General features: G+C 47.5%; 23 protein-coding genes and 1 riboswitch. Of the genes, 17 read left to right on the top strand and 6 right to left on the bottom strand.

Features of this window, described 5'->3' with window-relative positions; genetic code table 11:
• The first annotated feature begins 10 nt into the window (after positions 1 to 10).
• The 8 genes from dapA to BBB58_RS14325 all read left to right on the top strand — a co-directional run bounded on the left by dapA (position 11) and on the right by BBB58_RS14325 (position 6,774).
• Positions 11 to 892: a 4-hydroxy-tetrahydrodipicolinate synthase gene (dapA, locus tag BBB58_RS14360; protein ID WP_074037809.1), complete on the top strand. Its 882-nt coding sequence runs from the start codon at positions 11 to 13 to the stop codon at positions 890 to 892.
• Positions 889 to 1,638, top strand: a complete 750-nt coding sequence (gene dapB / locus BBB58_RS14355; protein WP_074037808.1) for a 4-hydroxy-tetrahydrodipicolinate reductase — start codon at positions 889 to 891, stop codon at positions 1,636 to 1,638. Before dapA ends, dapB begins: the two co-directional genes overlap by 4 nt.
• Positions 1,616 to 2,284: a 2,3,4,5-tetrahydropyridine-2,6-dicarboxylate N-acetyltransferase gene (gene dapD, locus BBB58_RS14350; RefSeq protein ID WP_074037807.1), complete on the top strand. Its 669-nt coding sequence runs from the start codon at positions 1,616 to 1,618 to the stop codon at positions 2,282 to 2,284. Before dapB ends, dapD begins: the two co-directional genes overlap by 23 nt.
• An 88-nt stretch (positions 2,285 to 2,372) precedes the next feature.
• The gene (locus BBB58_RS14345) at positions 2,373 to 3,299 is read left to right on the top strand and encodes a branched-chain amino acid transaminase (RefSeq protein ID WP_074037806.1); all 927 of its coding nucleotides are present in this window, start codon (positions 2,373 to 2,375) and stop codon (positions 3,297 to 3,299) included.
• Positions 3,300 to 3,313: 14 nt separating this feature from the next.
• On the top strand, positions 3,314 to 4,402 hold the full coding sequence (gene alr, locus BBB58_RS14340; protein WP_074037805.1) for an alanine racemase: 1,089 nt from the start codon (positions 3,314 to 3,316) through the stop codon (positions 4,400 to 4,402).
• A complete protein-coding gene (gene lysA / locus BBB58_RS14335) occupies positions 4,372 to 5,664 on the top strand; it encodes a diaminopimelate decarboxylase (RefSeq protein WP_074037804.1) in 1,293 nt (430 codons plus the stop codon). Before alr ends, lysA begins: the two co-directional genes overlap by 31 nt.
• 93 nt (positions 5,665 to 5,757) lie before the next feature.
• Positions 5,758 to 6,312, top strand: a complete 555-nt coding sequence (locus BBB58_RS14330; RefSeq protein WP_244150767.1) for a nitroreductase family protein — start codon at positions 5,758 to 5,760, stop codon at positions 6,310 to 6,312.
• A 174-nt stretch (positions 6,313 to 6,486) separates the two neighbouring features.
• Positions 6,487 to 6,774: a hypothetical protein gene (locus BBB58_RS14325; protein ID WP_074037802.1), complete on the top strand. Its 288-nt coding sequence runs from the start codon at positions 6,487 to 6,489 to the stop codon at positions 6,772 to 6,774.
• 148 nt (positions 6,775 to 6,922) lie between these two features.
• Here the strand turns inward: BBB58_RS14325 and BBB58_RS14320 are convergent, their stop codons facing one another.
• Entirely contained in the window at positions 6,923 to 7,108 is a 186-nt protein-coding gene (locus BBB58_RS14320; RefSeq protein WP_074037801.1) for a hypothetical protein, read from the bottom strand.
• 109 nt (positions 7,109 to 7,217) lie between these two features.
• Positions 7,218 to 7,754: a gamma carbonic anhydrase family protein gene (locus BBB58_RS14315; protein WP_074037800.1), complete on the bottom strand. Its 537-nt coding sequence runs from the start codon at positions 7,752 to 7,754 to the stop codon at positions 7,218 to 7,220.
• Positions 7,755 to 7,873: 119 nt separating this feature from the next.
• Between BBB58_RS14315 and ade the strand changes: the two genes are divergently transcribed.
• The 3 genes from ade (at position 7,874) to BBB58_RS14300 (ending at position 11,923) form a co-directional block, all read left to right on the top strand.
• Positions 7,874 to 9,583 (top strand): adenine deaminase, encoded by a 1,710-nt coding sequence (ade, locus tag BBB58_RS14310; protein WP_074037799.1) that lies wholly within the window; start codon positions 7,874 to 7,876, stop codon positions 9,581 to 9,583.
• 118 nt (positions 9,584 to 9,701) lie between these two features.
• Positions 9,702 to 9,986 carry a hypothetical protein gene (locus BBB58_RS14305; RefSeq protein WP_074037798.1) on the top strand — a complete coding sequence of 95 codons (285 nt, stop codon included), beginning with the start codon at positions 9,702 to 9,704 and terminating at the stop codon, positions 9,984 to 9,986.
• A 57-nt stretch (positions 9,987 to 10,043) separates the two neighbouring features.
• Positions 10,044 to 10,218, top strand: a riboswitch (Lysine riboswitch).
• A 112-nt stretch (positions 10,219 to 10,330) separates the two neighbouring features.
• A complete protein-coding gene (locus BBB58_RS14300; RefSeq protein ID WP_074037797.1) occupies positions 10,331 to 11,923 on the top strand; it encodes a Na+/H+ antiporter NhaC family protein in 1,593 nt (530 codons plus the stop codon).
• Between the two features lie 345 nt (positions 11,924 to 12,268).
• Here BBB58_RS14300 and BBB58_RS14295 read toward each other — a convergent pair whose 3' ends face one another.
• On the bottom strand, positions 12,269 to 13,897 hold the full coding sequence (locus tag BBB58_RS14295) for a peptide ABC transporter substrate-binding protein (protein WP_074037796.1): 1,629 nt from the start codon (positions 13,895 to 13,897) through the stop codon (positions 12,269 to 12,271).
• Between the two features lie 220 nt (positions 13,898 to 14,117).
• On the opposite strand from BBB58_RS14295, the gene BBB58_RS14290 reads away from it, so the two are divergent.
• The gene (locus tag BBB58_RS14290) at positions 14,118 to 15,521 is read left to right on the top strand and encodes a basic amino acid/polyamine antiporter (RefSeq protein ID WP_074037795.1); all 1,404 of its coding nucleotides are present in this window, start codon (positions 14,118 to 14,120) and stop codon (positions 15,519 to 15,521) included.
• A gap of 17 nt (positions 15,522 to 15,538) precedes the next feature.
• Here the strand turns inward: BBB58_RS14290 and BBB58_RS14285 are convergent, their stop codons facing one another.
• Entirely contained in the window at positions 15,539 to 17,593 is a 2,055-nt protein-coding gene (locus BBB58_RS14285; RefSeq protein ID WP_074037794.1) for a sensor domain-containing protein, read from the bottom strand.
• 155 nt (positions 17,594 to 17,748) lie between these two features.
• Here BBB58_RS14285 and BBB58_RS14280 point away from each other — a divergent pair, with 155 nt between their 5' ends.
• From BBB58_RS14280 to BBB58_RS14270, 3 genes are all read left to right on the top strand, one after another.
• Entirely contained in the window at positions 17,749 to 18,951 is a 1,203-nt protein-coding gene (locus BBB58_RS14280) for an ornithine--oxo-acid transaminase (RefSeq protein WP_015880758.1), read from the top strand.
• Positions 18,952 to 19,030: 79 nt separating this feature from the next.
• Positions 19,031 to 19,417 carry a fluoride efflux transporter CrcB gene (gene crcB, locus BBB58_RS14275; RefSeq protein ID WP_074037793.1) on the top strand — a complete coding sequence of 129 codons (387 nt, stop codon included), beginning with the start codon at positions 19,031 to 19,033 and terminating at the stop codon, positions 19,415 to 19,417.
• A gap of 10 nt (positions 19,418 to 19,427) precedes the next feature.
• Positions 19,428 to 19,760 carry a fluoride efflux transporter FluC gene (locus tag BBB58_RS14270; RefSeq protein WP_084543131.1) on the top strand — a complete coding sequence of 111 codons (333 nt, stop codon included), beginning with the start codon at positions 19,428 to 19,430 and terminating at the stop codon, positions 19,758 to 19,760.
• 34 nt (positions 19,761 to 19,794) lie between these two features.
• Here BBB58_RS14270 and yhfH read toward each other — a convergent pair whose 3' ends face one another.
• Entirely contained in the window at positions 19,795 to 19,953 is a 159-nt protein-coding gene (yhfH, locus tag BBB58_RS14265) for a protein YhfH (RefSeq protein WP_015880761.1), read from the bottom strand.
• Between the two features lie 149 nt (positions 19,954 to 20,102).
• On the opposite strand from yhfH, the gene BBB58_RS14260 reads away from it, so the two are divergent.
• Positions 20,103 to 20,465, top strand: coding sequence for an ArsR/SmtB family transcription factor (locus tag BBB58_RS14260; protein ID WP_074037792.1), 363 nt, complete (start codon positions 20,103 to 20,105; stop codon positions 20,463 to 20,465).
• A 109-nt stretch (positions 20,466 to 20,574) separates the two neighbouring features.
• Complete coding sequence (locus tag BBB58_RS14255) at positions 20,575 to 22,617, top strand: heavy metal translocating P-type ATPase (protein ID WP_074037791.1); 2,043 nt, start codon at positions 20,575 to 20,577, stop codon at positions 22,615 to 22,617.
• A 39-nt stretch (positions 22,618 to 22,656) separates the two neighbouring features.
• Here the strand turns inward: BBB58_RS14255 and BBB58_RS14250 are convergent, their stop codons facing one another.
• The gene (locus tag BBB58_RS14250) at positions 22,657 to 23,280 is read right to left on the bottom strand and encodes a hypothetical protein (protein ID WP_074037790.1); all 624 of its coding nucleotides are present in this window, start codon (positions 23,278 to 23,280) and stop codon (positions 22,657 to 22,659) included.
• Between the last annotated feature and the right edge of the window lie 51 nt (positions 23,281 to 23,331).

The raw sequence follows: 23,331 nt of genomic DNA, 5'->3' as shown, positions 1-23,331 counted from the left end.
AGGAGATGACATGTTCACAGGAGTGGCGACAGCACTAGCTACCCCATTTCAAGAAAATGGGCAGTTGAATCTAGAAGCATGGGCGGCATTAATTGAAGACCAAATCCAAGAAGGTGTGACGGGTCTCGTCATCGGTGGGACGACCGGCGAAGGGATGACAATCACTGATGACGAGTTTGAGACATTGCTCGTTCGAGCGGTGGAGGTCGCAAACGGTCGAGCCGTGATCATCGCGGGGACCGGTTCGAACAATACAGCAGTCAGTATTGAGAAAACGAAACGGGCCGCCGAACTTGGTGCGGAGATGGCGATGGTCGTCACACCGTACTATAACAAGTCGACACAGGCCGGGCTGATTGCTCACTTTACTGCGATTGCGGATGCGTCACCGATTCCGCTCATGCTCTACAATGTTCCGTCACGGACGGGTGTCGCCTTGGCACCGGAAACGGTCGGTGAGCTCGCGGAACATCCGCGCATCACGGCCTTGAAAGAAGCGAGTGGGGATATCTCGGTCATGGCGCAGATGATGGCCCATATTCCGGAAGGGTTCACCGTTTACTGTGGAAATGACGATCAAATCTTGCCGTACATGGCTTGGGGCGCACAAGGGGTCGTCTCCGTTTTATCAAACGTCTATCCGGGAGCGACGGTCGCGTTGGCAGACGCCCTATTGGCGGGTGATTTGCAGACAGCACGTACGTGGCAAATTCGTTTACTCCCAGTCATCGATGAACTTTTCGCAGAAGTGAATCCGATTCCGGTGAAGGCAGCGCTTCAAGCGCGAGGATTTGAAGTCGGTGCGCCACGTCTGCCGCTCGTTCCAATGAGCGCGACGGCTGAGGCGAAATTACTATCGGCGATGGAACAATTCAATGAGGTGAGACAATGAATGTTCTCATCCATGGGTTTGGCGCAATGGGACGCATTGTCGAAGAGGTCGCTCATGCGCAAGGTGTAAACGTAACGGCAATCGTCTCACCGGGAAGTGACGAGCACACGGCGACTCTGAATGAGGTGGACGTACCCGTCGATGTCGTGATCGACTTTTCGAACCCGGCGTTACTACCTGATTTACTCGTGTTCGGACGGGAGCGCAATATTCCGCTCGTCATTGCGACGACGGGCTTCACACCGGAAGAATTGGCCGAGATCGAGACGGCTTCACAAGAGATCCCAATCTTTCAGTCTTATAACACCTCATATGGGATTGCACTGTTGAAACAGTTGCTCGACCAACTTGTCCCGCTCACTCTCGGATATGATATTGAAGTGATTGAGGCACATCATCGGAAGAAAGTGGACGCACCAAGCGGGACGGCAGAATTATTGGCACGTGCCATCGAAGCGAAGCGTGACGTGACACCGATATACGAACGAACGTCACGTCGGGAAGCGCGTGCTACCGAAGAGTTGGGCATGCATTCCATTCGGGGTGGCACGATCTTCGGTGAGCATACCGTGCTCTTCGCCGGAGATGATGAAATGATTGAATTGAAACATACTGCGTTATCGAAACGCGTCTTTGCAAACGGGGCCCTTGCCGCTGCGGCAACGATTATCAATCGCCCGGCAGGACTTTATAATCTATCGAACTTATACGAGGAGGCTACTCATGTTACTCACAAACGCTTATGAAATCGCACAATATATTAAAGATGCTAAGAAGGAAACACCAGTTAAGCTTTACGTCAACGGTCAATTGGCGGGTCTTGAAATCGAGGAAGCGAAAGCATTCGGAACGGATGAGTCGAAACTGTTTTTGACGACGGCAGAACGCGCTGCGGCATTCTTAGAAGCCAATGCATCGGTCATCACAGATTCTCATCTTGAATATGATCGTCGCAATAGTGCTGTACCGATGCTCGATACGACACAACTCAATGCCCGAATTGAACCAGGCTCGTTCATCCGAGATCACGTTCAAATCGGCAACAACGCGGTCGTCATGATGGGAGCTGTCGTCAACATCGGAGCTGTCATCGGAGATGGTTCGATGGTCGATATGAACGCTGTCATCGGAGCACGCGGAACGCTCGGGAAGAACGTTCACCTTGGCGCAGGTGCCGTGGTCGCAGGGGTTCTTGAGCCACCTTCAAAAGATCCGGTCATCATCGAGGATGGTGTCATGATTGGGGCGAACGCAGTCATCTTAGAGGGCGTTCGCGTCGGTGAAAATGCAGTTGTCGCGGCAGGAAGTGTCGTCACACAAGACGTCCCTCCAGGTGTTGTCGTTGCGGGAACACCTGCACGAATCATCAAACAGAAAGATGAAAAAACTTAAGAAAAAACGCAACTTGTTGATGACTTACGCTCTCTCTAACGTATAATAGACAAAAAATATAAAAAATGAGGAATGGGAGAGTTGCATTATGGAACAGTATGGACAATGGATGTGGAAAGACGGGGCTTGGATTGAGCCGACTGACGCAAACACGAGTATCATGACACACGCGATTCATTACGGAAGCGGGTTCTTTGAAGGGATTCGCGCGTATCACACGGAGGAAGGTCCTGCCATCTTCCGATTACGTGAACACTTGGAGCGACTTGTTCGCTCGTGTGCATACTACCACGTCACGCTACCGTATACGGTAGATGAACTCGAACAAGCCACGATGGAATTGATTGAGCGAAACGGATTTGAAGCATGCTACATCCGTCCGTTCGTCTTCCTTGGAACACCATGGCAAGCACTTATGCCGACTGCTGAGACGAAGGTACATGTTGCCATCTCGTGTTGGCCGCTCGGTGAATATTTCAATAAGACGGTCGGGATTCGAGCGAAAGTGGCCTCGTATCGCCGCGTGTCTTCTACAATGATGCCAATGCAAGCGAAAGCGGCATCGAACTATATGAACTCACAGCTATTAAAAGGAGAGGCGCTCCGTGACGGATTCGACGAAGCGATTGCCCTTGATATGAACGGAAACGTCAGTGAGGCGAGTGTCGCGAACATCTTCCTCGTGAAAGGAAAAACGATTACGACACCGTCCCTTGACTGTTCTGTACTCGATGGCATCACACGTCAAACGGTGATGCAATTGGCTCGCGAGGCCGGTTATGAAATCGTCGAGCGCCATATCGGACGCGATGAGCTCTATGTGGCTGATGAAATCTTCTTAACGGGAACGGCAGCCGAGGTGACGAGCGTCATCGAGGTCGACCATATCTCGATTGGTGGAGGTGTCCAGACGGTTGCGACAGAAATGTTGACACGCTATCGTGAAGCCGTAACAGGACAGCTTCCGGAACACCGCGATTGGATCACGTTCGTGAAATCAGCAGTAACAGAGTAAAGGAGTTTTGCACGATGGGAGTCACAATTGACTTGAATGCGATTCGCGAAAACAAACGCCGGATTGAAGCGCTCGGGCGCCCCGTGTTTGCGGTCGTGAAAAACAATGCCTATAACCTAGGAATGGAGCCAGTTGTGACGACTTTGTATGATGAAGGAGTCCGTCACTTCATGGTGACCACGTTAGAAGAAGCGATTGAAGTGCGAGCGCATGCAGAGTCGGCTCGCGTCCTCGTCATGAATCCGATATACACGTGGGAACATGTGCATACCCATGAATTTGACGTCGCAATCGGCTCGTATGAATGGCTTGTTTCACAGCGTGAGCATCTCGATGGCGTTCGCCTTCATTTGAAATTGGACGTCGGCATGAACCGATTCGGTGCCAAAACGTTTGAAGAAGCGCTACAGATCGTTGCCTTCTGCCAAAATGAAGGATTGAACCTTGTCGGACTATGTACACATTTTCCGCTCGCGGATGCGGACAATGCCGAAGTCGAGCATAGCGTCCAAGTCGAACGCTTTGCCGACTGGTCGACACGTTTGATGGAACGTCATACGTTTGAACTGATCCATGCGGCAAATAGTGCGGCCACGCTTCAAGACGACTCGCGCTTGCACCATTGCACACATGTGCGTGTCGGTATTTTCTTATACGGTTATTCATCGGTTGAGCCGGTTGAGTGGCTCGTACCTGCGTTTTATTGGGAGACAGAAGTGGTTGCCGTCCACGACATCGAAGCGGGGGCTCATGTCGGGTATGGAACGGGATATACCGCGGAATCGAAAGAACGGATTGCTGTCTTACCTGTCGGATATGGGGATGGATTGATGCGGGCGAGACGTCACTTGCCTGTTCACATCGAGGGGAAAGCATACCCGTTCATCAGTAACATCTTTATGAGCCATAGCTTCATCAAAGTCGACGAAGACGTACAAATCGGCGACCGCGTCACATTATATGGTATCGAGACGAAAATCGATGACGTGACACGTGTTGGCTATGCCAACAACTCAGAACAGCTCTGTGCCCGTTCGTGGCGTGTCCCACATCGCTTTGAAGGAGGAATTGTATGTACACCACCAATCAATCAGAATGTTTGATCGAAGGCGTGTCCGTCCGTGAACTTCAAGCGACGTACGGGACACCTTTATACATCATGAGTGAGCCAGAACTAGAGCGTCGCCTTAGAATTGTCCAGAATGCGTTTCTAGATAAGTATCCGAACACGTATGCGTTATACGCGTCAAAAGCATTATCGATTGCGGCCGTTTATGAAAAAGTGATGGCTGCAGGGTTAAGCGTCGATGTTGTCTCAAGGGGTGAGATGTACGTGGCACTGCATGCCGGTGTACCGGCGGAGCGCATTCACGTTCATGGATCGAACAAGACGATTCTTGACATCACGTATGCTCTCGAACAGGGGATTACACACTTTACCATCGACAATATGCGGGAGATCAGCCTCTTGTCAGGACTTGCGGCTGAATACAATCGCGAAGTCGATGTGCTTCTCCGCATTGTGCCTCAAGTTGTCGGGGGTGCCCATGCGGCGATTCAAACGGGTGGGGTTGATACAAAATTCGGTTTCCCGACGCATGACGACACGTATTTAGACGCGATTCGTGCAACGTTAGAAGCCGAGCACTTACAGTTGAAGGGAATCCATTGTCACGTCGGTTCTCAAATTCAAGATCCGACCCTCTTCATCAACACGGTGAAGACGATGGTGCGCTTCATGGATACGATTCGTCAGGAAACCGGCTATACGACGGACGTCTTGAACATCGGCGGGGGATTCGGCGTCGCTTACTTGGATGAAGACGAATATCTCGATTTTGCCCAGACGATGGAGCAAGTCATGGAGACGTTGGTCGAAGAAGTCGAGGCACGTGAATTGCCACTTCCGAAAATCGGGATTGAGCCAGGACGTTGGCTCGTCGCCAATGCGGGTGCCACGCTTTATGAGGTGGGGACCGTCAAAGAAGTGAGCGGCGTTCGTACATTCGTGTCTGTCGATGGCGGGATGACGGACAATATCCGTCCGGCACTGTATGACGCAGAGTATGAGGTCGTGGCAGCGACACGGATGAATGAAGAGAAGACGCTCGAGACAAAAATAGTCGGAGCGTGCTGTGAGTCGGGAGACATCATCTCGAACCGCTCGTTGATCCCTCCTGTCACACCAGGTGACTTATTACTTGTCAAAGCGACAGGAGCATACAATTTCTCCATGGCGAGCAACTATAACCAAATGCTTCGTCCGGCGGTCGTCTTCGTCAAGGATGGGAATCACCGCCTTGTCGTCCGTCGCCAAACGTTTGAAGACTTGGTGGCATGTGAGGTCATTGGGCAATCGACGTAAGACTGCAGAGCAATCTGTAGTCTTTTTTTGATTTTGAATTGAGAACGTTTTTCAATTATGATAGAGAAAAAAAAAAAAGGGGAAGTGACGGTCATGACAAAGACAGCAGCACAAAAGTTAATTGAAGAAAGACGTACGGTCCGTATGTTCAAGGAAGAACCAATCGATACGAAAGTGCTTTATGAAGTGTTGCAATCGGCACATCATGCACCATTTCACAATAAAGTCGAACCATGGAACGTGTATGTGTTCAATGGGGATGGGAAGCAAGTGTTACTCGATGCGCTCGAACCAGCCTTCTCGGAGGCGTCAGAAGGGCAACGCGAAAAGGTGACGGGACGGATTTTAAATGCGGCAACCTGTATGTATGTGACGGCAAAACATTTTGAAACGGACAAAGGGAATCGTGACGCGTTACTCGCGACGGCGACATTCATTCAAAATGTTCAGCTGCTCTTAAGTGAACGTGAGATCGGAATGGTCTGGCGGACGGGTGGACTGTTTGATGATGCACGGTTGAAGGAAATGATTGGGGCGGAAGGGGAGACGTTTATCGGTCTCCTGCAAATCGGGAAATATGACACAGAAGATATCCCTACACCGAAAGCGCGACAACCGATTGATGCACACCTGACCATTTTTGAATGAACGATGTTCACTCATGTAGAAAGTCTAGCTAACTGAATAACATTATGATTACTTGAAACATCATCGTCGTTAATGGCTTGTTCTTTGACCTTGAACGGATGCTGACGTTATACAAAAAAGCACCAATGTAACCAATGCTATAAATCAAGATTGCTAAAAGGAGGAGCTCTTCTTATGATTATAAAATTTGATTTTGGAGATAACTATATTCAGTACATCTCCTGTTCTTCTAAAGTAGGGAGAAAAATTCACAAAACACAAAACGAGTTTTTTGACTGGATCTTTGATGATGAAAAGAATAAAAAATATTGGGCGTATGAAAATGGAGAAAAAGATTGTCCGAATTACGATGCATATGCAATTGTAGATTGGCTCAATCATGTGAAGTTTAAAAAAGGGATCGCTAAGGCAAAGGTAGTCGAAAATCTTAAATTGAAACCTAAAAAGACTTTTTATTACTAAGACTAATAAGAATCTTATATAAATATAATGAATAGAGCCGATAAAAAAAGCTCAAGTAGGGACCGGTTCAGTCTTTGCTTGAGCTTTTGCTATATGGTTCATTTTTTAATTTTTTTTGCGAGCCAATCTTGAATCACAGTCGTTGGAATCATCCAGTCGTTCCTCCATTTTTAGAATCTTCTTCTCTACTATTATCCAAATGCATACGTTCCCAAACCTCTCGATGTGCGCCATGAAGGGCATCATCGAATGAATCATCGATATGAAGGCCATAACTTGGATTGATGGACGAGGCATACAGGTCTAGCATGAGTTGATCATGGTTCGGATACATAGAGTGGGCTCCTTTCAATACATCAGCTTGGCTACAACTTCAGTATACAAAGGAACTATGTAGAAAATTCGAGAGAAACGTTAACATTTTATGAATCTTGTAAACGCTTTCACAATTGTTGAATTTCGCGAACTGGAACGCACGACTGCTTATATTGTTCGGCACGCTTGGCATATTTCTTTACCGTTCTCTCCATGATAAAACGATCTTCATCGTTTAATGGACGAACGACTTTTGCTGGGACGCCCATGACCATCACCCCTTCAGGAATTTGCATGTTTGGTGTGACGAGCGCACCGGCAGCGACAAAGGACCCTTTTCCAATCTTCGCCCCATCGAGTACGGTAGCGTGCATGCCAATCAAGCAATCTTCTTCAATCTCACAGCCGTGAATCATCGCCATGTGGCCAATCGAGACACGGTCATGAATGATTGTCGGTGAGCCTTCATATTGATGAATCATCGAACCATCCTGAATGTTGACGTATGAACCGATTTGAATGGGTCCTTCGTCTCCACGGATGACGGTATTGAACCATACTCCCGAGTGAGCACCGATGGTCACGTCTCCAATCACGTGTGCCCCTGGTGCAAGATAAGTCGTCGGATCGACTTTTGGTGTCAACTCTCCTAATTTGTATTGCATCGTTGTAACCCCTTTCAGAAAGATATGTTATCATTGTCGCACAACTTGAAAAAGAAATTGCAACGAAAAGAATATTCTTGGTAAGATAGTTAAAATACATTGAATAAGGAGATCAAGAGATGGAGAAACAACATTTGATTGACATCGCCGCAAAGAAAAAGAAAGCGGCCGTCGTCTTTAAAGACGTCGCAGTGATTGACGTGTACAGTCGTGAGACGATTCGTACAGACGTCGCCATCGACGCAGGATATATCGTGGCTATTGGGGAAGGGTACGATGGAGAGGTCGAGTATCACGATCCGACGTGGACGCTTGCGCCGTCCTTTATCGATTCGCACGTCCATATCGAGTCATCGATGGTCCCCCCGCATGAATTTGCGAAAGCAGTCTTACCACTTGGTGTCACAACGGTGATTGCTGACCCTCATGAGATTGCGAATGTGAACGGAGCACTCGGGATTGAGTACATGTTAGCAGATGCGAAAGGACTTCCACTCGACGTTCGGATGATGCTTCCGAGTTGTGTACCAGCGACACCATTTGAACATGCGGGCGCAAAACTGTATGCAGAAGATTTGGTACCATTTTTAGGAGATCCAGGGGTGCATGGCCTAGGTGAAGTCATGGACTATCCATCAGTTGAAGCTGGAAGTGAAGACATGCTTCAAAAGATCGCGCAGACGGAACAAGCGGGTAAAGTCGTGGATGGACATGCTTCAGGTCTCAACCCCGATCAATTGAATGTATATCGCTCAGCAGGAATCATGACGGATCATGAATGTACGACTGCGGAAGAGGCGATTGAACGAGTGCGACGTGGATTCTACGTTCAAATTCGGGAAGGGTCCGTTGCTCGAAACGTGGAGAAGGTGAGCCTAGCCGTTACGGAAAGCAATGCCCACCGCTTCCTTTTCTGTACGGATGATAAGCATTTGGATGACTTGGTCGCGGAAGGTGGAATCGACTACAACATCCGTACCGCCATCAAGCAAGGGGTTAAGCCGGAAACGGCCTATGCCATCGCAAGTCTACATGCCGCAGAGGCCTATGGATTAAAAGAGGTCGGGGCGATCGCGCCTGGTAAGAAGGCGAACTTCGTTATCTTGTCAGACGTCGAATCGGTAAAAATCGAACAAGTCTATGTGAATGGTACGCTCGTCGCGGAGAAGGGGAATGCGACGTTTGAATCGGAAGGAATTGAAGTGCCAAAACCGATGAAAGGTGAGCTCGCTTTACCCGAATTGACCGCCGAGTCGTTCCGACTTGCCGCAAGTGAAGAAGAAATCGATGTCATTCAAGTGCTTCCGAACAGCTTGTTGACGAAACGACAGCGTCTCACGTTCCAACCAGACGCATCAGGCGCAGATTTATCGCAGGATATCGCGACGCTTGCCGTCATCGAACGCCATCACGGGACAGGCCATATGGCTCTTGCCCCGGTAACGGGATTCGGCTTGAAACGAGGTGCCCTAGCAGCCACGGTTGCCCATGACAGCCATAACTTGGTCGTCGCCGGGGTCAGCCCGGAAGACATGTTGCTCGCGGCGAAAACGCTTGAAAAAGTAGGGGGAGGGGTCGTCGCCGTATCGGAAGGAGAAGTGCTTGCTGTCCTTCCGCTCGAGATTGGTGGACTGATGACGAAGCGACCATATCGTGAAGTGGCAGAGATTCTGGAACAGCTCAATGATGCGCTAGATGTCGTGGGAGCCCATCGTCATTTCAATCCGTATTTGACGATGTCCTTCCTCGCCTTACCGGTCATTCCTGACTTGAAATTGACCGATATGGGATTGTTCGACGTGACCACGTTCTCATTCATCAACGCTTGACTCGGTCTAACGTATGATTTTTGTTAAGAACCGCCGATAACGATTGAATGCGTGACGGGAAGTTGGTATAGTTACGTCAAGTTTCATCGGGTCAACATTGAAAGGGGGGATATTACAGATGGAACAAGTTGCTTACAATCGGTCGTATGATGAACATGAGGAATTGATCAATTCTGTATATCGTGCTTTCAAGGACCGATGCGAAGAACTACCAGAAGAAACTCAGACAAAACGTCGTTTACGACGACTCATTTTCTCTACGATTAAAGAACAGACGAAGTCTCACGCTGACCGATTCGTGTTGTATCACTTCTTCAACGACTTCTTTAAAGCGGTGGAAACGAATGACCAAGAAGCACTCGCTGTCTTGAAGCGAATCATTAAAGATGAAAAAAACTATTGATATGTGACACCAACCTGTGATAATTTAGACGTAACTTTAAATGAATATTCGTGCTATCGATGAGGTAGAGGTGCGATGCTGATGAGTAAGTAGTCGGAGGATGACAACGATGAGGACTACAAAAAGGCAGGATCGCCGAAGTGCAACACCATGTCCGTGGGGTTGTGCTGGGCTGACGGGAAATACCCGTCGGACTGCCATACATATTTACGTATGGAGCGCTCCAAGTCGGCTAAGAAAGACGGAACATCCAGCGAGGGTGTCGGCTTTGTTGCCGATGCCCTCGCTTTGCGTTTTTTTAAGCATAGGTGGGCCTCATAATAAAAAAAAAGGAGGAATTCAGCATGGTAGATTATTCAACATCGGTACTCTCACTCGTACCGGCATTACTTGCAATTATTATGGCAATCACAACACGAAAGGTCATCCCATCACTCGGTGTCGGGATTATCGCAGGAGTCCTTCTCTTGCATAATTTCAATCCAATTGATTCGATTCAATACTTGTGGTCGAACATCATCGCTTTATTCTGGGCGGATGGAGCCATCAACGAATGGAACGTCTTGTTGATTGCGTTCTTGCTCCTTCTCGGGATTTTATCGTCAATCATTCAAACATCAGGTGGCGCACGCGCATTTGGTGAATGGGCTGCGGCGAACGTCAAGACAGCACGCGGTGCACGTCTCGTCTCATTCGGACTTGGTATTTTGATTTTTATCGATGACTACTTCAATAGCTTGGCGGTCGGAAACATCAGTCGTCCACTCACAGACCGTAAAAACATCTCACGTGCAAAGTTGGCTTACATGATTGACTCAACGGCAGCACCTGTCTGTGTCATCAGCCCGCTTTCAAGTTGGGGTGCATATATCATCGCCATCATCGCAGGTATTTTGGCAAAATACTCGATTGACAGCTATTCGTCATTCTCTGCATTCATTCAAATCATCCCAATGAACTTCTATGCCGTCTTCGCACTACTCTTGACAGCATATGTGGCATTCACTGGACTTGCCATCGGACCGATGCGCACGCACGAACTTCGTGCCCTCCAAGGGGAGTTGTATGATTCGGCAAAAGGAAAGCCGATGGGAATGAGTGAAGATTTACACGAGCACGAAGGTGGAAAAGTACGTGATTTGATCGTACCAATTATCACGCTTATCGTTGCGACAGTGTCAGCGATGCTTTACACGGGTGGTCAAGCGCTCGCGGCTGACGGTCAAGACTTCTCGTTGATTGGAGCCTTCGAATCGACAGACGTGACACGCTCACTTGTTGCGGGTGTTGTCATCAGTTTGATTGTCGCATTCTTGCTTCTCATTGGTCGTAAAATCCCAACGCGTGACTATGGAAAAGCGGCATGGGAAGGCGTTCGTGCCATGTGGCCGGCTGTCTTGATTCTCTTGTTTGCTTGGACAATCATTGCGGTCATCAGCGACATGAAGACTGGTGAATACTTGGCAAGCTTCGTGACAGATACAATCGCTGCATCTTACTTGCCACTCCTTCTTTTCTTGATTGCCGGAATCATGGCATTCTCGACAGGAACGAGTTGGGGAACATTTGGTTTGATGCTTCCGATCGGTGCCGACTTGATCATGGCTGTTGAACCGGAACTTCTTCTCGCGTCACTTGCGGCTGTATTGGCCGGCGCGGTGTTTGGTGACCACTGTTCACCAATTTCAGATACAACGATTCTCAGCTCAACAGGAGCGGGCTCGCACCACATCGACCACGTGGTGACACAATTGCCGTATGCTATTCTTGCAGCGGTTGTGTCAGCGATCGGTTACTTGGTGCTCGGGATTACAGCATCGATTTGGATCGGATTCTTCGCTGCATTGATTTCGTTTATCGTATTGGTAGGAGTCGCAGAAGTGATTTCCAAACGTGGGAAAGTACCTGCAGAACTTCGCGCAAAGCGTGAGGCGTGATATATGAAAATGACTTCCATCAAATCGATGGAAGTCATTTTTTATGTGCGGTCGTCACTGCATAAGTGAGACGGTCGAGTAGTTTACCGAGAATGAACCAAAAGAGAACTATGATGTACAGTGATAGGCTGTGGTAATGAAGATGAATGACGTAAAAAGAAAACCAAGGTGTCTCGAGCAACCAAAATGGAGGCGAAGTAGATGTGCTTGTCATCCAATCCAGATACATTCATGATGCAGATCGTGACAGCTAATAAGGTGAACCGCAGTGTCAAACTCTTTATAGAGACTTTCACGACAGAAAAACCTCCCTGGTCCATGTAGGAATCAAGGAGGTTACAATCATTATTTCACGTCAAGCCACTTGAAACTTGCATCGGCACCGAACGGGTGACGGTACATGTTCTCGATGTTTGAACGCTCTAAGTATGCCTCACCTTTTTGATAAATCGGATCGATGGCAAAGTCTTCTTCGAGAAGGATGCGTTCTGCTTCTTGCATTGCTTCCCAACGTTTCATCTGATCGGCTTCTTTCTTCGCAGATTGAATCAACTGATCATATTCGTCATTCGAGTACTCCATACGGTTAAACGGTCCGTCTGTGACCCACATGTCGAGGTATGTCATCGGATCCTGATAGTCAGGGCCCCAACCAGCTGCAGAAACGTCATATTCGCCTTTCCCTTCAAGATCAAGGAAGTTTTTGAACGGTTGCTGTTTGATGTTAAGTGTCAAACCAGGCAAGTTCTTCTCAAGTTCGCCTTTGATGAACTCGTTCACTTTCTTGAACGCTTCTTCGTCACGTGAGAGGAACTCGAGTTCGATTGTTTCAACACCTAATTCTTCTAATCCTTTTTCCCACGCGGTTTTTGCTTCATCTACGTTGTAGTTGAGGAGGTCTGGATACTTCTCACGGAAGTCAGCTCCGTCTTCTGTGAACGTGAAGTCTTTCGCTACGATATAGTTCGCCGGTTGCGATCCATCTGTTAAGATGACATCTGTCACACTCTGTTTGTCGAATCCTTTCGCAAGTGCTTCACGGATGTTGACGTTTTGGAGCGCTTCGTTCTTTTGGTTGAAACGAAGGAAGTTGATTCGAGCATCGGCACGCGTTTTGAACTCGTCGCTGTCTTCGAATTGCGGAACGAATTCAGAAGAGAGGAGCGTGTAGTCCGCTTCACCCGACTCGAACAAGTTGACCCCAGTCGATACGTCTTTTACGACTTTGACGTTGATCGTGTCCATCTTGACGTTTTCAGCATCCCAATATTCAGGGTTCTTCTTGTAAACCCATCCTGCATTGTCTTGCCACTCGCTCAAGACGTAAGGTCCGTTATAGAGTGTCTTGTCGACAGATGTTGCGAACTCTTCGCCTTGCTCTTCGACGTACTCTTGTTTTTGCGGCATATACGTTGGGAATCCAGTCAAACCTAAGAAATAAGGAGCTGGTGCTTCCAATTGTACTTCAAGCGTTTTTTCGTCAATCGCTTTTGCGCCGAGGTCGTCGAGCGACATTTCACCCGCAAGGATTTTGTTCGCGTTTTTCAAATCTTTTTGAATATAGGCATACTCCGCACCTGTTTCAGGATTGAGGGCACGTTTCCAAGAGTAAACGAAGTCTTCAGCTGTAATTGGAGAACCGTCTGACCAGTTTGCGTCACGTAACTTGAACGTGTATGTAAGTCCATCCTCAGATACTTCGACATCTTCGGCAATCCCCGGTGTCGGTTGGTTGTTCTCATCTAGACGATACAATCCTTCGAACACGTTGTTTGTCACGATGATCGATGTCGAGTCTGTTGTCAGTGTCGGATCGAGCTGCGGCAAGTCCGTCGCCGATACCATTGTGATTTCTTTTTTCGCATCGCTTGAAGATGAACCTTCTGAACTTGATGAGTCATCTCCTGTGCTACAAGCAGCCGTCGCCAATAATGCGACCCCCGATAACGCTAACCATTTTTTGTTTTTTATCATACAACCTCCCGAAAATTCTGATAATTTAGAATATGTTGTAATTAAACTACATCTGACATGAATATGCAACGGAATTTTTCAAATTATCCTAAAATATAAACTTATTTAGAATGACTATTCATCAATCCTTTCAGGAAGTAGAATAGAAAAATCAACGAATGATTATACAATATTTTTGTATAGTTATTCGTACAGATAGGATAGTAGTGGAGGCGTTAACTTGAAACAACATTCAGCCGGAATCGGCTTTTTCGGTCTTGCTTCAATGGTCGTCGGGACCATGATTGGTGGAGGTGCGTTTAACCTGCCTGGTGCAATGGCACAAGGGGCAGGGGTCGGACCAGTTTTAATTGGATGGGGGATTACGGGTGTCGGCATGATTATGCTCGCCTTTGTGTTTCAGTTTTTAGCAAACACGCGGCCAGAGCTAGAAGGCGGAATTTACGCCTATGCCCGTGAAGGTTTCGGGAAGTTTGTCGGATTCAACAGCGGATGGGGGTACTGGATGTCGGCTTGGATTGGGACGGTAGCCAACATCACATTGATTTTCAGTACATTGGCTTATTTTTTTCTTATTTTTTCAGCAGAACACCGACTGTTTCGCTTGTTCGTGAGTGTCGTTCTGATTTGGGGCTTATTTTGGCTCATTTCACGTGGGATGCGTGAAGCGGCACTTCTCAATATCGTGACAACGATTGCGAAACTCGTCCCGATTATTTTGTTCATCGTGTTGATCCTATTCGCGTTTAAAATAGATACGTTCCAAGTCGATTTTTGGGGAGAAACTGGGTTTGTTTGGGCGGATGTGTTTCCACAAGTGAAGTCGACGATGCTCGTCACACTCTGGGCATTTGTCGGTATCGAGGGAGCGGTCGTATTGTCATCGCGCGCACGTCACAAGAAAGATGTCGGTCGTGCCACGGTCATTGGCCTGATTGGGACGTTATTGATTTACATGATGATTTCCATCTTCTCGTTTGGTGTCATGACACAGGAGCAACTCGCTGCGTTGCCTGAACCGTCGATGGCATATGTGTTAGAAGCGGTCGTCGGCCCGTTCGGCGCAACATTGATTAACATCGGACTGCTCGTATCATTAACAGGCGCATTGCTCGGCTGGACGATTTTAGCGACGGAGATTTCGTACGTGGCGAGCCGGGATGGGGTGTTTCCGAAAGTATTTCACCGTTTGAATGCGAACGAAACACCAGTGAACGCGCTATTCATCACCCAAGCGTTCACTCAAGTGGTCACGGCCATCGCCTTGTTTTCAGAACAGACGTATCTCGTGCTTTCAAGCATCGCTGGAATCGCAGCACTCGTTCCTTATCTATTCTCGGCACTCTATGGATGGATGGAGGCGAAGCGGGCGACGTCGCTACGGATGATGGTCGTTTCCGGGATTGCCTCGCTATACGCCGCCTGGTTACTCTATGCTTCAGGATTCGAGTATGTCTTGATTGCGATGATTCTATACGCACCTGGCATCTTCGTCTTTCTTTTGGCAGAACGGGAACAAGGACGACCGTTCTTGACCCGTACCCAGTCGATGATTGCCTTGATTATTCTATTATGTGCGACCTATGGCATTTATGGACTTTGGACAGCCGCGATTGCCCTATAAGAAAACTCACCGGCGTCTCAAGCGTCCGGTGAGTTTTTTGATGATCGGAGTAATTGTTCGATTACACTTGGTGAAGCAGGTCTCGCATATAAATAGCCCTGGAAAGAATCGCAATCTGTCGACTTTAAGTGTGCCAACATCTCTTCATCTTCGACTCCCTCTGCGACGACGTGGAGATTTAAACTCTTCCCAAGATGGACGATGACATCGAGGAGATGAGATTTGGACGCCATCCAATCATCGAGAAAGACTTTATCGATTTTGAGTTCATCGACCGGGAAGGACTTCAAATACTGCAAGGACGAGAAGCCTGTTCCGAAATCGTCAATCGACAGTCGATAGTTCAAGCGCTTGATTTGTTCCATGCGTTCGATGATTTCATCAGTTTGTTGCATGACAAGACTTTCCGTGATCTCCAAAATGACGTCTGCCGGGTCGAGCTGGAGTTGTTGCTTGATGTTTCGTAACGTATTCAAAAAACTGTCGCTTCGGAATTGATTAGGCGAAATGTTGATTGCCATCGAGAGCGGTTGATCGAACTCGGCTTTCCAGGCTTTCAGTTGTTTCGTTGCCTCTAAGATGACCCAGTTGTTGATGGGAACGATGAGTGCCATCTCTTCCGCGAGCGGAATGAACTCTGAAGGCGGGATTTGTCCCAGTTCGTCGTGATGCCAACGAAGGAGTGCCTCAAAACCGATGAGCCGGTCTGTGGCAAGTTCATACTTTGGTTGATACTCAAGATAAAAATGCTTTTCTTCAAGGGCTCGGTACATCGCCTTCTCAATATGGATTTGTCTCGAGAAAGCGGCATCCATATCTTTTGTCACAAATTGAATCGTACCGACGCCAATCTGTTTCCCTTTGAAGAGGGCACTTTCAGCACGTGTATACAGTTCCTCGAGTGAACTTGTCGAAGACGGATAAAATACGCATCCGATCGAAATCGATACCATGATGGAGTGATGGTAAATCCGGAACGGACGTTGCAGTTCGTGTTGCAGATGTCGGAGTACTTGGAACACTTCTTCTTTCGATTCCTCGAAGAACATGACACCGAACAGTCCGCCCGTAGGATGGAATAAAAGAGCGGATTCCGGAATAAGATGCAGTGCGCGCTCTTTGATTTGGATGAGAAGTTCGTTCCCAACGCGAGACCCGAATGACTCATTGATAATTTTGAAGCGGTCGATATCAAACAAGGCAATATGAAGGAGACCTTCTCGCTCATCGATTTGTCGAAGGATTGAGTCGTAGCGACGTAAAAACCCTTTTTTATTATTTTGTCCGGTCAACTCATTTTGATAAGCGAGGAACTGGACTTCTTTTTCAAGACGCTTCTTTTCCGACACATCAAATCCGAATGCGGTATATTGAATCACTTCATTCTTCTCACTAACAATCGGTACGACAGTCAAGTTAAGCCAACACGGCTCTGACTCATGTTGCTTACAGGAGATCGGCATCTCACCGTTCCAAATCCGATTGGTCGCAAGTGATTTTAAAACGTTACGCGAAATCCCGTCCTGTTCACTTGAATCATGAATGAGTTCGAACCATTCGCGTCCGATTAGCTGTTGCTCCGTCGCATCGAGTAGACGGCATAACGAAGGATTGATGTCTACAATCTCGCCTTTCGCATTTGTCGCCAAGTAATGCGTGGACTGTTTGATCATCTCTTGAAAATGATGAAGTAGATTGAACTGTTCTGTACTGATGAGCGGTCCAAATCCTTTTGGGAGAAACGCTAAAAAATAACCATAAATCCCTTCGAGCGAAAAAGATTGCAGGTAGGCAGTCGCATAGATGACGGAGCCATCCTTATGTTGAAACGGCGTCATCGCCGTTGTCGAGAATGGATATTGAAGGAGGAGCGGCGACCATGTTTCGAGAGCATGATCTAATTGCCGGACGACCGGCAGTGGTTGATGGAGGACTTCGTCACGTTCCCAGCCGAATAAAACTTCGGCATGCGTATTCCATAATAGGACCGTACCATCTTGAGAAATATAACAACACGGAACAGATAAAGCATCGATGAATTCATCTACTGGTAAATCACGCAATGAAGCCACATCATTTCCTCCAATCTGTCATGCTAAATGCATATTCTAATGTCAGTGTACCTGATTTTGCCAATTCAAGGAATGCTTAAGTTCGTCATTGTCAAAAGAAAGAGGGACGTCATATACTGAAAGAGTAAGATAGTTTTGAATAAGGGGGAAACAATATGTCAAAAACACATGATGTGATTGAATTGACAGAGAAGTTCGGGGCACATAACTATCATCCACTACCGATTGTCATTTCGGAGGCGAAAGGGATTTGGGTAACCGATCCTGAGGGGAATCGCTACATGGATATGTTAAGTGCATACTCTGCTGTCAATCAGGGACACTGTCATCCAAAGATCATCCAAGCGCTTAAAGATCAAGCGGATAAGATCACGTTGACGTCGCGTGCTTTTTATAACGATCAACTTGGACGTTTTTACGACAAAGTGGTAACGCTAACAAAAAAACAGATGGTGTTACCGATGAACACGGGTGCAGAAGCGGTCGAGACGGCCGTGAAGACAGCACGTCGTTGGGCATATGACGTGAAGGGTATTCCGGGACAAGCGGAAATCATCGTCTGCTCAGGAAACTTCCATGGACGGACGATGGCTGCTGTGTCGATGTCGACAGAAGCAGAATATCAGCGTGGATTCGGACCGCTATTGCCAGGGTTCAAAGTTGTGCCATATGGTGATATCGATGCATTCGAAGCGGCGATCACAGAGAACACAGCGGCGTTCATCGTTGAACCGATTCAAGGTGAAGCGGGGATCATCATTCCGCCGGCAGGTTATTTGAAGCGGGCATCTGAGCTCTGTAAAGAACATAATGTCCTTTTCGTCGCAGATGAGATCCAGTCTGGACTTGGTCGTTCTGGAAAGTGGTTTGCCATCGAGTGGGAAGATGTCACACCGGATATGTATATTCTCGGAAAAGCACTTGGAGGCGGGGTCTTCCCAATCTCATGCGTTGCAGCTGACCAGGAGATTCTTTCGGTCTTCAACCCAGGCTCGCACGGGTCGACGTTTGGCGGAAACCCGCTTGCTTCAGCTGTTTCGGTCGCAGCTCTTGAAGTGCTTGAAGAAGAAAACCTACCGGAGCGTTCGCTAGAACTCGGGACGTACTTCATGGATCGCTTGAAGTCGATCGACAATCCGATGATTCGTGATGTTCGCGGTCGCGGACTCTTTATCGGCATTGAGTTGACGGAGTCGGCTCGTCCTTACTGTGAGGCGCTAAAAGAGCGAGGACTTCTCTGTAAAGAAACACATGAAACCGTGATTCGATTGGCACCACCGCTTGTGATCACGAAAGAAGAACTCGACCAAGCATTCGAAGCAATCGAAGCCGTATTGGCTCCCGCAGCTATTTCGTAAGAAGCGTCAGCTTGGTATAATGAAGTCAGTTCAATCGACACCTGCCTAGCAGGTGTCTTTTTCGTGGAGGAGGAGTTGGATGATTTACATATATGTCGGATTGGCAGGGGCGGTCGGTGCTTTGGCACGCTATGGCCTTGGTATGATGATCGATTCGATTGGACCGAGCGCATTCCCGGTTTCGACATTGCTCATCAATCTCAGCGGTAGTTTTTTGTTAGGGTTTTTGACTCACATGTTTCTTCGAACGGGTAAACTTTCTCCTCAATTCGTCACGATTGTGGGGACTGGAATGATTGGTTCCTTCACTACATTCTCCACGTTTAGCGTTGAAACGATTCGATTATTAGACGAAAGTCGGATAGGGTTGGCGCTTCTATACGTCTTTTTGAGTATCACGCTTGGACTCGGGAGCTCATGGCTTGGTTATCGTGTCGGCGTGAGACGAAAAGGTGAGGTGAAATAGAGTGACAATCATGTGGATTGCGACAGGTGCCTTTTTTGGTGCGATTTGTCGTTTTGCTATCGGTCAACTGATGAAACGGTGGTCTGATTCCACCTTTCCATTTGCAACATTATTCGTCAATGTGTCGGGTTCGTTTGCTCTTGGGTATTTATATGCCCACACGAGCCATCCGTCGCTCCTTCTCTTTTTAGGGATTGGATTTTTAGGGTCGTTTACGACGTTTTCGACTTTGAAACTTGAATTGATGCGGTTTGCGACAAAAGACTGGATTCGATTCGGACTTTATCTCCTTGCCACATATCTGTTTGGAATACTGGCTGCTTATATCGGCTGGTCAATCTGAAACAACGCCCCTTCCATCTCGAAGGGGCGTTGTTTTATTCTGCAAGTTGAAGCTTCTCGGTACATGAAGCACAAGTCGTTTCGTATGATTCGCACTGTTCATCCATATGCTTCCCGCATTCCTGGCACGTTTTGTCCGGTAGTTTTTGATAAAACTCTACAGATGATTCGAGTCGGCTCGCCCATTCATTCATATGAAAATGCCTCCTTCGTAGATGTGTCACAGTATTGGTTGTTGTCATGATTGTATTATAACAGATGACATTAAGTCAACTATAATATATAACAGATATATTCGGGATTTTTTGTTTTTTTTTACACATCAAAAGACGAGGTGAAAAAAATGAAAGTGCCACAGTGTGAAACGATTGGAATTCAATCAGAGGACGTTCCAACGCTACAAACCGCCTTGGCGCAATTAGATGCGCCTCGAGTCAGTCGTTTGTTTAAAGCGTTCGCTGATCCGACCCGTCTAAAAGTGCTGTATGTGTTGACGCTCGAACATGAACTATGTGTATGCGATGTGGCGGCCGTTATCGGTCACTCTAACGCGACCGCATCTCACCATTTACGGACATTACTTGAACAAGGATTGGTAAAGTATCGTAAAGAAGGGAAAGTCGTTTATTATTCATTGGATGATGAGCACGTGAGACAGCTCGTTGAAATTGCATTGACACACAGTAAAAAAAAAAAAGACGTTTAAGTTCAATGACCGTCCCCATTCGAGGGGCGGTCATTTTTTTGTTTTTTTTTTCAATTTCAATTCACGATACGATATATTCAAATGATCATTTGAATGTTAGGGGGATATGATGAGAAATCGAGACGTACTACCTGTGTCCGGTATTACCTGTACTAATTGTGCGGCCAAAATTGAGCGGGATGTGGCGAAATGTGAAGAAGTCGCATCTTGCCAAATTGATTTTGCGACGAGTCGTATGGTGATTGAATGGGTGGACCCGTCGAACCGTGACAAGATGCTTCAGTCAATTGAGCAGACGATGGGGCGGATTGAACCGGGAGCGAAGTTTGTAAAACAAGATGACGATCAAACCGAAGGACGAGATTGGACGCTTTGGAGATTTCTCACAGCCGCTCTTATTTTTTCGATGGCGATTTGGACAGATTCGATTTTAGGATATATTGCGGCATATTCACTTGCTGGTTACGACGTCGTATACGGTGCGGTCCGGAACATATGGAACCGGGAATGGTTTGACGAGAAATTTTTAATGACCATCGCGACAATCGGGGCATTCGCCATTTCGGAATACCCGGAAGCGGTGGCAGTCATGCTGTTTTATCAGCTCGGTGAATACGTGCAAGGACGGGCGGTACGCGCCTCCCGAAAATCGATTCAGTCCTTGTTGAATATGAAACCGACCAGAGCGCGTGTACTCGAGGCGGGTCAGGAAATGGAACGATTGCCGGAAGAAGTAACGGTCGGGTCACACCTCGTCATTCGTTCAGGAGAACTAGTCCCGATGGACGGATTCGTCGTGAGTGGGGCGAGCTCTTTAAATACGTCGTCATTGACTGGTGAATCCGTTCCAAGGCAAGTTAGCGCGGGCGAGGAAGTGTTGGCAGGTATGGTCAATATCGAGGGGCGTCTCATCGTTGAAACGACAAAGCTCGCGGCTGAATCAAGCCAACAAAAAATGATTGCTCTCGTCGAAGAAGCGAATGGAAAGAAAACAAAAACGGAACAAATGATCACGCGCTTGGCAAAAGTCTATACACCGATTGTGGTAGTCATGGCGACACTTGTCGCATTCGTTCCACCCTTGTTTGTAGGGGACTTGAATGAATGGATTTACCGGGCCTTGATTTTTCTCGTCATCAGTTGCCCTTGTGCACTTGTGATTTCAATCCCGTTAGGTTATTTCGGGGGGATCGGTTCTGGATCGAAACAAGGGATTCTTGTAAAAGGTGGCGAGTTCCTTGATACATTGACTGAAGTGGATGCAGTGGTCTTCGATAAAACAGGAACATTGACGACCGGGCGATTTGAAGTGACCGATATCGTGACGACAGACGGCATCACTAGCGATGAACTGTTACGGTTAGCTGCCCGTGTCGAACAAGCATCCAATCATCCTCTTGCGCAAGCAATCGTCCGTCGTGCTGGGGAGGTTCAATCGTTTGATTCGATTCAAGAGGAGCCGGGATATGGTCTCCGTGCACGAGATGGTGACGACGAGGTGTATGTAGGGAGTGCCCGTTACATGGAACGGTTAGGTCAAGTGATTGCAGATTCGTCAATCGGGACGAATGTACATGTGATGAAGAATAATCGTTGGCTTGGACGAATCGAACTGATGGATACGGTAAAGCCGGATGCGATGGCTGCAATCGAACAATTGAAACGAATCGGAATCCAGACGGTCATGCTATCTGGAGATCGTCGAGAAGTCGCTACAAAAATTGGCAAGCAACTCGGATTGGATGAAGTACGAGGGGAGTTGCTGCCGCACGAGAAAGTGGAGGCAATCGAACGGATGGTCGGAACGCGTAAAGTTGCTTTTGTCGGGGATGGTATGAATGATGCGGCGGCTTTGGCCCGGGCAGACGTCGGTCTCGTCATGGGTGGCGTCGGAAGCGATACAGCAGTCACGGCGGCGGACGTGGTATTGATGCATGATGCGCCAACGGATGTCATTCGGGCCATTGAGCTAGGCAAACGAACGAAGCGCGTCGTCTGGCAAAATATTTTCTTTGCCTTTGGAATCAAAGCACTTGTCATGCTTTTAGGATTGTTCGGCATCGCAACGATGTGGGAAGCGGTATTTGCGGACGTGGGAGTGGCGCTTCTTGCCATCGCGAACGCGACGCGGTTACTTCGTATGACATCATGAAAGAAGTGTCTCGGTTTTGTACCTGAGACACTTCTTTTTTTATTCGATTCTGTCGTGATGCGTTTTAATGCGCAACAACATAAAGGTGAGGATGACAATAATAGCAAAAAATAAAAAAGTGATGGTGAAAAGGACTTGTGTCAAGAAAGATACTTGATTCTCTGCCGCAATCAACTCTTTATGAATGTCTTTGTATTGCATTTGTTTGAGAGACCGTAAATCTTCTAAAATCGTTTGCCGAAGTTCTGTCATCGTTTCTGCGACAGCCGTCGCTTTCACTAAGTCGCCTTCTTCATAGATGACGAGAACGCGGTCGGCTTCCTTTTCCCAAATGGCATCTCGTTCGAGTAAATCGAGGACAGAGCTCGGTGTGTCCGGGTCATCGATGATGGATTGTTTAAGGTCTTTGGCTTGTCGAGACATGCTATAGTACATCTCTAAAAAGTGTCGGTCTTCATATGCGAGTAATCCACGAATGGCATTTGCCCGTTCGACGTTATAATACATCACGTCTTCAATCGATTCATAGGAGTCGAGTTGTTCGCCTTGAATGGTTTCGAGACGCTCATTTGTTTCTTTCAAATGAAAAATAAAAATAAAAATAATCGAAATAGATAAGATTGATAAACTGATCCATAATAAAATCCACTTTCGTTGTGACATCGTGACCCTCCTTTCTTCTACATCGTACATGATTTTGTAAAAAACGACAGA

Source organism: Exiguobacterium profundum (genome assembly GCF_001909285.1).
Lineage (GTDB): Bacteria > Bacillota > Bacilli > Exiguobacteriales > Exiguobacteriaceae > Exiguobacterium > Exiguobacterium profundum.
This window is presented reverse-complemented; position numbering and strand designations above follow the sequence as displayed.

Bases quoted from the DNA above. Each gene is read 5' to 3' on its own strand.
- crcB (WP_074037793.1), top strand. From the start codon at position 19,031: ATGATTTACATATATGTCGGATTGGCAGGGGCGGTCGGTGCTTTGGCA.
- BBB58_RS14345 (WP_074037806.1), top strand. From the start codon at position 2,373: ATGGAACAGTATGGACAATGGATGTGGAAAGACGGGGCTTGGATTGAG.
- dapD (WP_074037807.1), top strand. From the start codon at position 1,616: ATGTTACTCACAAACGCTTATGAAATCGCACAATATATTAAAGATGCT.
- BBB58_RS14270 (WP_084543131.1), top strand. From the start codon at position 19,428: ATGTGGATTGCGACAGGTGCCTTTTTTGGTGCGATTTGTCGTTTTGCT.
- BBB58_RS14325 (WP_074037802.1), top strand. From the start codon at position 6,487: ATGATTATAAAATTTGATTTTGGAGATAACTATATTCAGTACATCTCC.
- BBB58_RS14255 (WP_074037791.1), top strand. From the start codon at position 20,575: ATGAGAAATCGAGACGTACTACCTGTGTCCGGTATTACCTGTACTAAT.
- BBB58_RS14320 (WP_074037801.1), bottom strand. From the start codon at position 7,108: ATGTATCCGAACCATGATCAACTCATGCTAGACCTGTATGCCTCGTCC.
- BBB58_RS14280 (WP_015880758.1), top strand. From the start codon at position 17,749: ATGTCAAAAACACATGATGTGATTGAATTGACAGAGAAGTTCGGGGCA.
- BBB58_RS14295 (WP_074037796.1), bottom strand. From the start codon at position 13,897: ATGATAAAAAACAAAAAATGGTTAGCGTTATCGGGGGTCGCATTATTG.
- BBB58_RS14300 (WP_074037797.1), top strand. From the start codon at position 10,331: ATGGTAGATTATTCAACATCGGTACTCTCACTCGTACCGGCATTACTT.
- BBB58_RS14250 (WP_074037790.1), bottom strand. From the start codon at position 23,280: ATGTCACAACGAAAGTGGATTTTATTATGGATCAGTTTATCAATCTTA.
- BBB58_RS14330 (WP_244150767.1), top strand. From the start codon at position 5,758: ATGACAAAGACAGCAGCACAAAAGTTAATTGAAGAAAGACGTACGGTC.
- dapA (WP_074037809.1), top strand. From the start codon at position 11: ATGTTCACAGGAGTGGCGACAGCACTAGCTACCCCATTTCAAGAAAAT.
- BBB58_RS14305 (WP_074037798.1), top strand. From the start codon at position 9,702: ATGGAACAAGTTGCTTACAATCGGTCGTATGATGAACATGAGGAATTG.
- yhfH (WP_015880761.1), bottom strand. From the start codon at position 19,953: ATGAATGAATGGGCGAGCCGACTCGAATCATCTGTAGAGTTTTATCAA.
- dapB (WP_074037808.1), top strand. From the start codon at position 889: ATGAATGTTCTCATCCATGGGTTTGGCGCAATGGGACGCATTGTCGAA.
- BBB58_RS14315 (WP_074037800.1), bottom strand. From the start codon at position 7,754: ATGCAATACAAATTAGGAGAGTTGACACCAAAAGTCGATCCGACGACT.
- alr (WP_074037805.1), top strand. From the start codon at position 3,314: ATGGGAGTCACAATTGACTTGAATGCGATTCGCGAAAACAAACGCCGG.
- BBB58_RS14260 (WP_074037792.1), top strand. From the start codon at position 20,103: ATGAAAGTGCCACAGTGTGAAACGATTGGAATTCAATCAGAGGACGTT.
- ade (WP_074037799.1), top strand. From the start codon at position 7,874: ATGGAGAAACAACATTTGATTGACATCGCCGCAAAGAAAAAGAAAGCG.
- lysA (WP_074037804.1), top strand. From the start codon at position 4,372: ATGTACACCACCAATCAATCAGAATGTTTGATCGAAGGCGTGTCCGTC.